The sequence below is a fragment of the Streptomyces sp. NPDC054863 genome (assembly GCF_053610825.1).
Window position 1 is genome coordinate 1 of record NZ_JBSGZD010000233.1, and the last position, 12,535, is coordinate 12,535.

At 72.1% G+C, this 12,535-nt stretch carries 9 protein-coding genes; 5 read left to right on the top strand and 4 right to left on the bottom strand.

Annotated features, from left to right (window positions below; translation table 11 throughout):
- Positions 1–253: 253 nt before the first annotated feature.
- Complete coding sequence (locus ACWGIG_RS29540) at positions 254–1,363, bottom strand: terpene synthase family protein (RefSeq protein ID WP_453324740.1); 1,110 nt, start codon at positions 1,361–1,363, stop codon at positions 254–256.
- A gap of 621 nt (positions 1,364–1,984) precedes the next feature.
- On the bottom strand, positions 1,985–2,908 hold the full coding sequence (locus tag ACWGIG_RS29545; protein WP_453324741.1) for a phosphotransferase family protein: 924 nt from the start codon (positions 2,906–2,908) through the stop codon (positions 1,985–1,987).
- Positions 2,909–3,047: 139 nt separating this feature from the next.
- Here ACWGIG_RS29545 and ACWGIG_RS29550 point away from each other — a divergent pair, with 139 nt between their 5' ends.
- Both ACWGIG_RS29550 and ACWGIG_RS29555 read left to right on the top strand, forming a co-directional pair.
- Complete coding sequence (locus ACWGIG_RS29550) at positions 3,048–4,364, top strand: LCP family protein (protein ID WP_453324742.1); 1,317 nt, start codon at positions 3,048–3,050, stop codon at positions 4,362–4,364.
- A gap of 70 nt (positions 4,365–4,434) precedes the next feature.
- Positions 4,435–5,313 carry an LLM class flavin-dependent oxidoreductase gene (locus ACWGIG_RS29555; RefSeq protein ID WP_453324743.1) on the top strand — a complete coding sequence of 293 codons (879 nt, stop codon included), beginning with the start codon at positions 4,435–4,437 and terminating at the stop codon, positions 5,311–5,313.
- Here ACWGIG_RS29555 and ACWGIG_RS29560 read toward each other — a convergent pair.
- Both ACWGIG_RS29560 and ACWGIG_RS29565 read right to left on the bottom strand, forming a co-directional pair.
- The gene (locus tag ACWGIG_RS29560) at positions 5,310–6,716 is read right to left on the bottom strand and encodes an FAD-dependent oxidoreductase (protein WP_453324744.1); all 1,407 of its coding nucleotides are present in this window, start codon (positions 6,714–6,716) and stop codon (positions 5,310–5,312) included. The genes ACWGIG_RS29555 and ACWGIG_RS29560 overlap by 4 nt on opposite strands.
- Before the next feature lie 347 nt (positions 6,717–7,063).
- On the bottom strand, positions 7,064–8,524 hold the full coding sequence (locus ACWGIG_RS29565; protein ID WP_453324747.1) for an FGGY family carbohydrate kinase: 1,461 nt from the start codon (positions 8,522–8,524) through the stop codon (positions 7,064–7,066).
- A 252-nt stretch (positions 8,525–8,776) separates the two neighbouring features.
- Between ACWGIG_RS29565 and ACWGIG_RS29570 the strand changes: the two genes are divergently transcribed.
- The 3 genes from ACWGIG_RS29570 to ACWGIG_RS29580 all read left to right on the top strand — a co-directional run.
- On the top strand, positions 8,777–9,769 hold the full coding sequence (locus ACWGIG_RS29570; RefSeq protein WP_453324745.1) for a hypothetical protein: 993 nt from the start codon (positions 8,777–8,779) through the stop codon (positions 9,767–9,769).
- A 210-nt stretch (positions 9,770–9,979) separates the two neighbouring features.
- Complete coding sequence (locus tag ACWGIG_RS29575; RefSeq protein WP_453324748.1) at positions 9,980–11,410, top strand: amino acid permease; 1,431 nt, start codon at positions 9,980–9,982, stop codon at positions 11,408–11,410.
- A gap of 139 nt (positions 11,411–11,549) precedes the next feature.
- Positions 11,550–12,535 (top strand): SPFH domain-containing protein (locus ACWGIG_RS29580; protein ID WP_453324746.1); only part of this gene is annotated, 986 nt, incomplete at its 3' end.

The window sequence follows — 12,535 nt, forward strand, 5'->3', positions numbered from 1 at the left end:
GCCGCCGGACCGACGCCGGCCGCGGTCTCCTCCGTACCGCAGCCGGGTCCGGTGCCCCAGGCGCCCGCGACTCCTCCTCCGGCGACCGCGATCCCGGCCCAGCGGCGGGGTTCCGCACCGGTGCGGCTGTGGCGTCGGCTGGCGACCTGGTGGCGCGGCTACTAGCCCGGGAGGCCGCGGCGGGGCCGGCGTGTCGGACCGTCCCCGCGGTGGGCTCGTACGGCGTTTCGCAGGGTGGCGCCGCGCGGTGGACTCACGCCGCGCTCCGCAGGGTGGCGCCGCCGGAGTCCAGTTGGTCCCACCACCAGGAGATCGTCGGCAGCGGCAGCGGCTCCCCGCTGTCGTCGGCCGGCCGGTGCTTCCACCAGCTCACCGGCTTCGCGACGACACCGGCGGGCAGCGGGACCGTGTAGCGCGGGCAGCGCGCCGCCCAGTCGAGGTGGCCGCGCACGAACTGCCCCAGGTCGTGGACGTAGCGCCGCACTTCGGCACCTCCCTCGCACAGCACCTGGTCGCGCAGCCGCAGGAACAGCACCATCACGCGGTCGCGCATCTCGACCGCCTGCTCCAGGGCCTGCGCGGGGCCGCAGCCCAGTTCGTGGCAGAGGACGTCGACGAGGTTGAGGTCGTCGTCGGCGCGCAGCAGTTCCTTGTTGCGCGAGTACAGGTCGTTGTCCCAGCTGACGAGGGTCCAGGTGATCTCGGTCAGGGCTCGCACCCGGGGGTCCTCCATGTCCTCGTCGGGCACCGAGTATCCGGCGACGATCTCCATCATCGCGGTGGAGGGCGCCATGCCGATGGCCCGCATCCACAGGGTGACGTAGTCGTCCAGGGAGGGCTGTCCGGGGCTGCGGCGGCACTCCGCCTCCCAGACGAGACCCGAGGTGTAGACACGCATGGCGTCGACCCAACGGCGCAACTGGCGCGGCGTGGCGTACGTCTCCAGTTCGATCCGGAGCTCGCGCAGGGCCGCGGCGTGCCGCGACTCGCCCGTCGCCCGGATGCCGGGCGCTTCGACGGCACGCATTATTCGGGCGGTCTCCCGGGCCAACTGGCCCGCGGTGGGCCGGGCCTCGTCGCAGACGCCGTCGTCGAGCGAGAACAGCACGGCGTGGAACTTCGCCATCAGGGCGAGCGGGGCGAGCCTGCCGTAGGGCATGGTCGCGGCGGTGAGTCCGCCGAAGTCACAAAGGGCGAGACGCCGTCGCTGCTCTTCTTCGGCGTCGAGGTGTTGTCGGAACATCCAGTCGACGGTCAGCTCGTTCAGCACCCCGGCCGCCGGATGCGCGGCGGCCGGCACCGGGCAGTAGAAGGGAACGTGGGGCAACTGCTGAACCAGCCGGTGATCCGAGGCAACTGTCATGGGAAATCCCCCTGGAGTCCAGGTTTCAACGTGCAGTGCGGTGTTCTGCTCTGTGCTGGGGCCTATATGCCCATGTCCGATCGTCAATAACGATGCAACTGCTCACGAGCTGACTCAAGTTGAGCGCCGGTTCTCCTGACCCGGCGCCGGAGCGGATTTCGGTCCTTCGCCGTGCTGTCAGTGGTACGTGAGGGGCCAACGGGGCTGCCGGGGTGGCTTTTTACCTGTCCACCCCTTGCCCTCGCGGCGGAGTGGTGGATGAACCCGTCCGGTCACGCCGTCCCGGCGGGTCCTGCCCGGCGTGCGGCGCCGCATAGTGTGCGCGCCCCCGAGAGACGTTCGGGGCATATCTGTTCTGGCCGGATTCAGCCTTGCTGCGGACCTGGTGTTCGAAATGTCCTGCCCCTTACCACTGCGACCTGCGCCGTTCGTCTGCCTCACCGTGCGCCGTGAGCGCCTGCCGCGACCCTTCTCTGCTTCCACGGCCGCGTTCGAATGGTTTCGGATCCGGTGGAAAGTGTCCGCGGGGGCGCCCGCGGCGGAGGGCCCCGGTCCGGCCGCGGACGGGTGTCAACAAAGACACCCGTCCGTACGGCGTGTCACAAGCGGTACCGGGCGGAATCAGTCGGCCGCGAACCACGCCTCCGCCACGGAGTCCCATGTCTGCTCGGCGGGTGCGGGCAGCTCGCGGAAGTACCAGGTGAAGTTCGAGTAGACGTGCAGCAGGGCGTAGGCGAGGAGTTGGCGCGGGTCGAAGGTGCGGCCGTACGACTTCTGGAAGCGAGCCATCAGACCCGGCTCGCCACGGGTGACGAAGAGTCCGACGGCGACCAGGTCGTACGCCGGGTCGCCGATCATGGCGGGCTCGAAGTCGAAGAGTCCGGTGAGGCGCCAGGATTGCGGGTCGACGAGGAGGTGCTGGCGCATGAACTCGGTGTGCAGCAGGACGCGCTGCGGTCCTGCGGGCAGCTCCGCCGCGTCGAGGAACGCGGGAATCTGCGCGACCCACTCCTCGGGGAGGCCGCGGCTGCGCTGACGCGCGACGGCGCCCGCCCGCTGCCGGGCCAGGAAGTCGTGCCAGTCGCCGGGGCCGAGGTGCGCGGCGAGCGGTGCGGGGTCGAGCGCGTGCAGGGCCGCGAGCGCTTCGCCCGCCTGCTCCACCAGACGCATCCGGTCGGCGACGGGGATCCGCGGCCAGGCGACCGACAGGTCCTCGCCGGGGAGCTGGGACATCAGGACGTACCGCCAGCCGTGGGCGTACGTACCGGTGCCGTGCACCTCGGGGGTGCGGAGCGGGAGCAGGCCCGCGAGGTGGCCGAGGACGTGGCCCTCCCGGATGCCGTCCTCCGCGTCGACGCCGGGATACAGCTTGAGCACGTGGTCGGCGCCGACGGCGTAGACGGGTTGCGATCCGCCGGAGTAGCGGGTCAGGGGCGCTCCGGCGAGTCCCAGGCGGGAGCAGAGGTCCAGCGCTCCGGGCAGCACGAGCGCCTCGTCGGGGACGACGGCGTCCCACTCTTCGTCGGTGTTCACCTCGGGAAGCATGGCGCGGACGCTAGGCCGATGATCAGCCCGGCCGCAACCGATTTCCCGGCGGGCTGCGCTACGCTGCCGGACAGCCATGCCGCTTTTGTCATTGTTTGCGTATATACGTGCTGCTTCGGATCGACTCCTGGAGGTCCCCTTGCTGTCCAGCCGCCGCCGTCTCGCACTCGCCGCACTGCTGGTGGCCTCGCTCGCCGCCGGCCCCTTCCCCGCGACCGCGGACGCCCCCGCCTCGTACACCATCGAGCACGACGGCACCCTGTCCCCGGAGGCCGAGGCCGCGCCGGGGACGAACCTGCTGGTCGTCGGCATCGACCGGCGCCGCGGAATGACGCGGGAGCGGATCCAGCAGCTGCACGTCGGCGGCCAGGAGTGCGACTGCACGGACGTGATGATGCTGGTGCATCTCGCCGAGGACGGTGAGCGGATGAGCGTGGTGTCCATCCCCCGTGACTCCTATGTGCCGTTCGCGCCGCACGACCATCCGCAGCACCCCGGGAAGATCAACGCGGCGTTCCGGCACGGCGGCCCCGACCTCGCGGTGCGGACCGTGGAGCAGGTGACGGGCCTGCGGATCGACCACTATCTGGAGACCGACTTCTCGGGCTTCGCCGAGGCCGTCGACGGGCTCGGCGGCGCGCAGGTCTGCACCGACCGGCCCCTGGCGGACCTCAACTCCGGTCTGCGCCTGGAGCCCGGCACCCATGTGCTCGACGGCCCGCAGGCACTGCGCTACGCACGGGCCCGCAAGGTCGCCCCGCCCGGTGACCTGGGGCGGGTGCGCCGCCAGCAGCGGCTGCTGCTCGGCATGCTGACGCGGCTGTCCGACGCGGACGCCTTCCGCAATCCGGTGCGGCTCGCCGAGACGGCCCACACCCTGCTCCCGCACCTGCGCACGGACACCGGCACCGACCTCGCCACGCTGTTCTCGCTGGGCTGGTCGATGCGCGGACTGCGCCCGGAACAGCTGGAGTTCGCGACCGTACCGATGTCGGCCTTCGACCACCGGGCACCGGACTGGGGCTCGTCCCTGCTCTGGGACAAGGCGCGGGCCGGCAGGCTGTTCACCGCGATGCGCGAGGACCGGGCCTTCGCCGCGGAGATCACCTTGCAGGCCGTGCCGGTGGAGATGACCCCGAGCAGCGTGCCGGTAGGGGTGGACGATCCGGACGTGGCCGAGGCGCTGCGGCGCAACGGCTTCGACGTGACGAAGGAACAGCCGCCGGCCGTCAGGGCGGACGGCCCGACCGTGATCACGTACGACCCGCACTGGGAGCGCTACGCCTCGACGCTGGCCGCCGCACTGCCCGGCGCGCGACTGCGGCCGGTCACCGGTCACGGGCATGTCTTCCGGGTGACGGTGGGCTCCGAGGGCCGCGACGTGACCCAGGTGACGCACGACCGGAGCATGGTGGAGGGGGCGCCCATGACCGGCGAGCAGTTGCGCTGCCGGTAGGGACCCGGGGGCGGGGGTCCGGTCCAACCGTCCTTGTCGTCGCGGGAGTCGGCGGGTAGGAATGGGGGCCATGACTACTCTCGGTGCGGTGTTCCGTCCTCAGCTGGCCCCTGAACGGCTTCGTCCTCTGGTACGTACGGCACAGGCGGCGGGACTTGAGGAGCTGTGGCTCTGGGAGGACTGCTTCCTGGAGAGCGGTGTCGCCGCGGCGTCGGCCGCGCTGGCGTGGACGGAGCGGCTGCACGTGGGGGTGGGCCTGCTGCCGGTGCCGCTGCGGAACGTGGCCCTCGCCTCGATGGAGGCCGCCACGCTGTACCGGCTGTTCCCCGGCCGGGTGTCCCTGGCCTTCGGGCACGGGGTGCAGGACTGGATGGGCCAGGTCGGCGCCAGGCCCGAGTCGCCCTTGACGCTGCTGGGTGAGTACCTGACGGCGATGCGGGCGCTGTTGCGGGGCGAGCGGGTGACGAGCGCGGGCAGGTACGTGACGCTGGACGGTGTGGCTCTGGACTGGCCGCCGGCCGAGGCGCCGCCGGTGTTCGCAGGGGGTGTCGGGCCGCGCACGCTGCGGCTGACGGGCGAGGCCGCGGACGGCACGGTGCTCGACGCTTCGGTGTCGGCCGACGGGGTGCGCCGGGCGCGCCGGCTGATCGAGGAGGGCCGGGCGGCGGCGGGCCGGACGCAGGAGGGCCACCACAAGGTGGTGGTGTACCTCCTCGCGGCGACCGGCCCGGGCGCGGCGGACCGGCTGCACGGCGAACTGGTGCGGGACGGGCGGGAGTCGGTCCCCGGACTCGGGACGGCCGGGGACGCGGAGACTGTCGCGAAGGCGGTGCGGGAGCTGGTGGACGCGGGCGCGGACACGGTGGTGCTGCAGCCGACCGCGGACGAGCCGGACCCGGAGGGGTTCGTGCGGTTCGTGGCGGAGGACGTGCGGGGGCTGGTGCCCTAGCTCGTGGGTGCGTACTGCGCGTGGAGGGCGCGGACCGCCGCGCCGCACTCCGCTCCCCGGCAGTGGCCCGACTCCACCCGGGTACGGCGGCGCAGGCCGCCCGGCGAGCGGGCCGGGACGGTGGCGGTGAGGGCGTCCCGGATCTCGCCCCGGGTGACCTGTTCGCAGGCGCAGACGATGTCTCCGTAGGCGGGGTCGCGGGCGATGAGGTCGGCGCGCTGGTGGGGGCGGGGGAAGGACTCGCCGATGTTCGGCATCGTGACCGGCTCCAAGTCGTTGGGATTGTCGGCCAGTTGGATGCCCGTTTCCTGAAGGAGTCCGAGGACGTACGACGCGATGCCCATCGAGGCGCTGAGGCCTGTGGAGCGGATGCCGCCGACCGTGACGCAGTGCAGTTCCGGATGGGCACGGATGCGGTAGTCGTCGTACTCGGTGGCCGCGCGCAGGCCCGCGTACGAGGTGATCACCTGCTCGTCGAGCAGGTCCGGCATGATGCGGCGGCCGTGGCCGAGGAGGTGTGCGACGCCTTCGGGGGTGGTGTGGGGGGCCGTCTTGGCCTCGGGGCCGGTCAGGTCTTCGGCGGTGGGGCCGAGGAGGACGTTGCCGAAGACGGTGGGCGTGACGAGGACGCCCTTGCCGAGGGCGGTGGGAACGGGCAGCAGGATGTGCCGGACGAGGGCGCGGGACGGTTTCGCGAAGACCAGGAGCTGGCCGCGGCGCGGGGTGACGGTGAAGTCGGTGATGCCCAGGAGGCGGTCGATGTCGTCGGCGTGGAGTCCGGCGGCGTTGACGAGGTGGCGGGTACGGAGGGGGCCTTGGGTGGTGTGGAGGAGGTGGCCTCCGGGGGCGGGGGTGATGTCGTGCACGCGGGTGTTCAGGCGCAGGTCGACTCCGGCGCGGACGGCCTGGGTGGCGTAGGCGAGGGTGGTCGTCCACGGGCAGATGATGCTCTCGTCCGGCACTTCGAGCGCCCCGAGGGCGCCGGGGCCGAGGTGCGGCTCGCGGGCGTAGAGCTCGGTGCGGGTGAGCGGGCGGGTGGCGTGGTAGCCGTTGCGGACGGCTTTGGCGGCGAGGACGGGGAGTGCGGCCAGCTCCTCTTCGGTCCAGGCGACGAGGAGGGCGCCGACCCGTTCGACGGGGATGCCGGACCGGGCGGCGTAGGCGAGGAGTTGGCGCTGACCGTCGCGGACGAGGCGGGATTCGAGGGTGCCGGGGGTGGCGTCGAAGCCGGTGTGGAGGATGGCGGTGTTGGCTTTGGAGGTGCCGTTTCCGACGTCGTCGGAGGCGTCCAGGAGGGCGATCCTGAGGTGGGGGTGGCGGGATGCCTCGCGGGCGATGGCGGTGCCGATGACGCCTGAGCCGATGATGGTGAGGTCGTAGGGGGTGGGGGTGGGGGGTGGCATGGGGCTCCTTGGGAGTGGATCGGGTGGGTGGCGCGGTCGGGGTACGTGCGGGTGTGTTTGCGCCTGCGGCGGGCGATGCCCCTCCCCGCCCCTTCCCTGAACCGCCGGCCGCGGGGCTGGGGGCTTCACGGCCGGCGCCGGTGGGGGCTGGGGTCCCGGGCTCCGCCCGGTGCACGGCTGCGCCGCGCGTCCTCAAACGCCGGACGGGCTGAGATACCTAGGGGCGCGGGGCAGTGTCGATTTGCGGCTCCGCCGCGTGGGCGCGACCAGCCACGACGCACCCGCTCGCAAAAACCGGCCCGGGGCCTGGGCAGCACGCCTGGCGCCGGTGGGGGCGGGTGTCCCGCTCAGGGCTCACCCACCGCCTCCCGAAACGCCCCCCTCCGGTCCGCCGCCTCCGCCGCCGATATCGCCGGTTCGTAGACCGCCGACGGCTTCCCCCGGAGGGGCAGCGCCTCCCGGAGGCACAGGCGCGGGTTCAAACCGAGCCGGGCCGCCGACGCCACGCCCAGTGCTGTGGCGTCCGCCAACTCGGCCACGACGACAGGGATTTGGAGCAGGTCGGCCTGGGTCTGCATCAGGAGTGCCGACCTCGTCAGCCCGCCGTCCACCCGCAGCTCCGGCAGGGGCGTGCCCAGGTCGCGACCCGCCGCGTCCGCCAGTTCCGCGACCTGGGCCGCGATCCCCTCGCACAGTGCGCGCACCAGGTGCCCGGCCGTCGTGTCCAGGCCCAGGCCGGTGAGTGAGCCCCGCGCATCGGGTCGCCACCACGGCGCGGCCAGTCCCGCGAGGGCCGGGACGAAGGTCACCCCCCCGGCGTCGGGGACGCCCGCACCCACCCGGTCCAGGTCCTGGGCCCCGGCGATGACGCCCAGGTCGGTGAGCCAGCGCACCACCGAGGCGGCCGTGTAGACCTGTCCGTCGAGGCAGTAGGACGTCTCTCCGCGCAGCCGCCAGGCCACGCAGCCGACCAGTCCTGAAGTCGGGCGCACCGGCCGCGCACCGGCCTGTGCGAGCAGGAACGCCCCTGTTCCGTAGGTGCACTTGGCGGATCCGGGCGCCAGTGCCCGTTGGGCGAGGAGGGCCGCCTGCTGGTCCACCAGCAGTCCGGTCAGGGGGAGTTCGCCGCCGAAGGCCGTCGTCGTGCCGATCTGACTGTCGCAGGCGACGACCTCCGGGAGGCGTTCCTCGGCGAGCCCGAAGATGTCCAGCGCGGCCGGTGACCACTTCGCCCGGTCGAGGTCGAGGAGCTGGGTGCGTCCCGCGGTCGACGCGTCGGTGACGAAGGCGCCGGTGAGGCGGTGGACGAGCCAGGCGTCACTGGTGGTGACCACACCGGCCCGGGTGAGCCTGCGGCGTATCCACGCCATCTTGGGCGCCGCGAAGTAGGGATCGAGGGGCAGTCCGGTGAGTGACCTCAACTCGTCTGCGGAGGTGGCTAGTTCTTCGCAGAGGTCGGCCGCTCTGCGGTCCTGCCAGACGATCGCCACGGTGAGGGGTTCGCCCGTCGTAGGGTCCCAGGCGAGCACCGTCTCGCCCTGATTGGCGAGACCGACGGCGGCCACCGGCTCGCCGGCCGCCGCGAGTGCGCGGTGGCCGGCCTCCAGGACCGACGCGTACAGCGCGGCAGGGTCCAGCTCGACCCGGCCGCCGGGCAGGTACGCGGGCCGTACGGCTGCCTCGCCGGTGCCGATCACGCCTCGCTCGGGGCACACCACCAGGGCCTTGGTCCCGGAGGTGCCCTGGTCGACGGCGAGCACCGGGCCGTCCGCGCCCGCCCGCCGTGTGGTTGCCCCGGCCACGCCCATGCCCGTACCCCTCATCGCTTTGATCACTGCCTCGATCGTCGGCGAAAGCGTGGTTCAGGTCCGCCTTCGCAGTCAAGGGCCGACCCGTGTGCGGCCGTACGGGGATTCCCGGCTGCAAAGAGCTGGACCGGAATGCCTGATCCATGGTCAACTACACGGCGTTCCACAGTGGTTACCCGATACACGTGCGCGGCGGAACGGGGTCTGCCGGTTCGTCCCCCCACTCCCCGCCGCACCCGAGGACCTCCAGAGATGCCCAGCGACGAGTTCCGCCCGGTGTACCACCCGGCGGGTCATGACGCCGAATTACGTTTTGCCGTGCAGGAGTTACGCACCGGCCGGTGGGTGGCGATGCGTGACCTGCTGGCCGGTACGGCGACCTGGGCGGCGTGGACGCGGCGCACCCAGGTGCTGGCCGCGGTGGCGGCCGGTACGGACACGGTGCGCGCCTGGCGGGCGGAGGAGCCGCACAGTGTCGCGGCGACCGTGATGCACACCCGGGTCGCGGTGGAGCGGGCCACCCGGGCGCACCGCGAGGGACATCCGCAGACCACCAAGCTGTGGCACGAGGCGTGGGAGGCCTGCCAGATCTGTACCCAGCAGGCACCCGACGATCCGGTGCCGTGGGTGTGTCTGCTGGCTCTGTCGCCGCTCGACCGCAGGCAGCGGGTGGCGGAACACCGGGTGGCGCCACCGGGACCGATGCTGTTCCCCGGCCCGTGGGGACTGCTCGACGAGGTCGTCAAGCGCGATCCGGACAACCGCGAGGCCCACCAGCGGATGCTGCAGTTCGTGTGCGCGAGGAACCCGCGCGGCGCCCTGCCCGAAGCGGTGAACTACACCCGCTGGGCGGTGAGTTCCGCACCTCGGGGCTCGGCCGTGCACGTCCTTCCGCTGTACGTGCGCATGGAGCGGTACCGCCGCGAGCGGGGCCAGGACAAGGCCCTCGATCTGCACTGGCTGACGGACGACGCGATCCGTGACGCGCAGCACGCGCTGCACCAGTGGTTCGACTTCGCCGATCCCGCCGAGTACTCGCTGCTCGACCTGAGCCACCTCGCCCACGCCTTGTGGGGCGCCCATCAATTCGCTTCCGCGGCACGGGCGTTCGAGGCGCTCGGGCCGTACTACGCCGCCGTCCCGTGGACGTACCGCATTCGTGACGATCACGGCGACACCGCGCACGAGGCCCAGGAGCTCTTCCTGCGGGCCCGCAACCGTTCCCTCAACGCACCTCCCCCGTAGCCGAGTTGGCCAAGTTGGCCGAGTCGGCCGAGTCGGCCGAGTCCCGGCCAGGTCGAGCGACCAGTCCGAGGCAGCCCCCTGCCCACCCCCACCGGAGGAAGAATCGTGTCCATATCCCCACCGAAGCGCTCTCGTTCAGGGCCACCCGTCCAGCGGGACGAGGAGCAGCGACTGCGGGAGCTCGGCTACCAGCCGGTGCTGGCCCGCCGGATGGGCGGCTTCGGCAACTTCGCCATCAGCTTCTCCGTCATCTCGGTCCTGTCCGGCTGTATGACGCTGTACGGCTTCGGCCTCCTCACCGGCGGGCCCGCCGTGATGATGTGGGGCTGGATCGGTGTCGGTCTGTTCGTGCTGACCGTCGGCCTGGCGCTCGCCGAGGTGACGAGCGCGTACCCGACGTCCGGGGCGCTCTACTACATGGCCGACCGGCTCGGTGGCCGCAAGTGGGGCTGGTACACGGGGTGGTTGAACCTGCTGGGACTGCTCGGGGCGATCGCGGGCATCGACTACGGTGCGGCGCTGTTCACCGGTGCGTTCCTCAATCTGCGCTTCGGGTTCGAGCCGACGCCCGGTTCCACCATGCTCATCTTCATGTGCATCCTGCTGCTGCACGCGACGCTGAACCTGTTCGGCGTCCGGCTGGTCAGCGTGCTCAACTCGATCAGCGTGTGGTGGCACATCGCCGGCGTCAGCGTGATCGTCGGCGCACTGGTGATCGTCCCTGACCAGCACCAGTCCGTGAAGTTCGTCTTCACCGAGTTCGTGAACGACACCGGGATCGACAGCCCGCTCTACGTGGCGCTCATCGGGCTGCTGCTCGCGCAGTACACGTTCAGCGGCTACGACGCCTCCGCCCACCTGTCGGAGGAGACCTCGAACGCCTCGGTGGCCGCCCCGCGCGGCATCGTGCGGGCCATCTGGGTTTCGTGGCTCGCGGGCTTCGCCCTGCTCGCCGGGCTCACCTTCGCCATCCAGGACTACGCGGGCACCGTGGGGAGCGAGACCGGGGTGCCGCCGGCCCAGATCCTGCTGGACGCCCTGGGTTCGGGCGGTGCGACGGCGCTGCTGCTCGTGGTGATCGTGGCGCAGCTGTTCTGCGGCAACGCGGAGGTCGCGGCGGCCAGCCGGATGGTGTTCGCGTTCAGCCGTGACAACGCGCTGCCGGGATCGAAGCTGTGGCGCAGGGTCAGCAGCCGTACGCAGACGCCCGTTCCCGCAGTGTGGCTGTCGGTCGGCGTGGCCTGCCTGATCGCCGTGCCGTCCCTGTACTCGGCGACGGCGTACGGAGCGGTGACTGCGATCAACGTCATCGGCATCACTCCCGCGTACGCCATCCCGATCTTCCTCCGTCTGCGGGCGGGGAGTCGCTTCGAGCCGGGACCGTGGAACCTGGGCCGCTGGAGCAAGCCGATCGGCTGGATCGCCGTGTCGTGGGTGGCCGTGGTGACGGTGCTGTTCCTGTTGCCGCAGAAGGCTCCGGTGAACTGGGAGACGATGAACTACGCGGTGATCGCGCTGGCCGTGGTGCTGCTCCTGGCGACGGCTTGGTGGTACGCGGCCCGCAGGTCGTACGGAACTCCGTCGGAGGCGGCGTACGGGACCAAGCGGGAGCGGGAGGAGATCGCGGAGGGCATCGTCTGACCCGGCCCACTCTCGGCGGGCCCCCATTTCACTCCTGGCGGGCCCCGTCCCGTTCCAGACGGACCCCTGATCTCGTCGCCTTGACGATAAGAGCGCATCCGCTTATCGTCATAGCGACGAGAAATAGGGGGCCCTTCCCATGGCCGACATCACCCGGCGCCTCGGCTGGCGCCATCTGCGTTCCGCGCCCACCGCCCACGTGCGCCACCACAGGCGCGGCAGGCTCGTCCACGACGGCCCCGGGCTGAGCTTCTGGTTCCGGTCGCTGACCGCCGCGCTCTCCGAGGTCCCGGTCAGTGACCGGGAGTTGGCGATGGCCTTCCACGCCCGTACGGCGGACTTCCAGGACGTGACGCTCCAGGCCACGGTGACCTACCGGATCAGTGACCCGTCGGTCGCCGCCGCCCGGCTGGACTTCTCCGTCGACCCCGACACCGGCGCCTGGCGCGGGGCTCCCCTGGAGCAGTTGGCGACGCTGCTCACCGAGACGGCGCAGCAGCACGCGCTGGACACCCTGGCCCGCATTCCGTTGGCCGAAGCCCTGGTGGACGGCGTGTCGGCGGTGCGGGAGCGGATCGCGGGCGGGCTCGCGGCGGAGCCCCGGCTGCCCGCCACCGGCATCGAGGTCGTCGCGGTGCGCGTGGTGGCGATCCGTCCCGAGGCGGACGTGGAGCGGGCGCTGCGCACCCCGGCCCGGGAGCAGATCCAGCAGGAGGCGGACCGGGCGACGTACCAGCGGCGGGCCGTGGCCGTGGAGCGCGAACGGGCGATCGCCGAGAACGAGCTCGCCAGCAAGATCGAACTGGCGCGCAGGGAGGAGCAGTTGGTCGACCAGCGCGGCACCAACGCCCGCCGCGAGGCGGAGGAGCTGGCGTCGGCCGACGGCGTGAAGGCCGAGGCGGAGGCGGCTCGTACGGTACGGCTCGCCCACGCCGAGGCCGAGGCGGCGCGTGAGGTCGGCGAGGCCCGCGCCCAGGCACAGGCGGCCTGGCTGCGGGTGCACGGCGAGGCCGACCCGGCCACTCTGCACGCCCTGGCGACGGCCCGGCTCGCGGAGAACGTGCCGCGCATCGAGAGCCTCACCCTGTCGCCGGACGTACTGACCGGGCTCCTCGCGAAGCTCGG

Coding starts and splice junctions, on each gene's coding strand:
- ACWGIG_RS29540 (WP_453324740.1), bottom strand. CDS start 1,363: ATGACAGTTGCCTCGGATCACCGGCTGGTTCAGCAGTTGCCCCACGTT.
- ACWGIG_RS29545 (WP_453324741.1), bottom strand. CDS start 2,908: ATGCTTCCCGAGGTGAACACCGACGAAGAGTGGGACGCCGTCGTCCCC.
- ACWGIG_RS29555 (WP_453324743.1), top strand. CDS start 4,435: ATGACTACTCTCGGTGCGGTGTTCCGTCCTCAGCTGGCCCCTGAACGG.
- ACWGIG_RS29560 (WP_453324744.1), bottom strand. CDS start 6,716: ATGCCACCCCCCACCCCCACCCCCTACGACCTCACCATCATCGGCTCA.
- ACWGIG_RS29565 (WP_453324747.1), bottom strand. CDS start 8,524: ATGGGCGTGGCCGGGGCAACCACACGGCGGGCGGGCGCGGACGGCCCG.
- ACWGIG_RS29570 (WP_453324745.1), top strand. CDS start 8,777: ATGCCCAGCGACGAGTTCCGCCCGGTGTACCACCCGGCGGGTCATGAC.
- ACWGIG_RS29575 (WP_453324748.1), top strand. CDS start 9,980: ATGGGCGGCTTCGGCAACTTCGCCATCAGCTTCTCCGTCATCTCGGTC.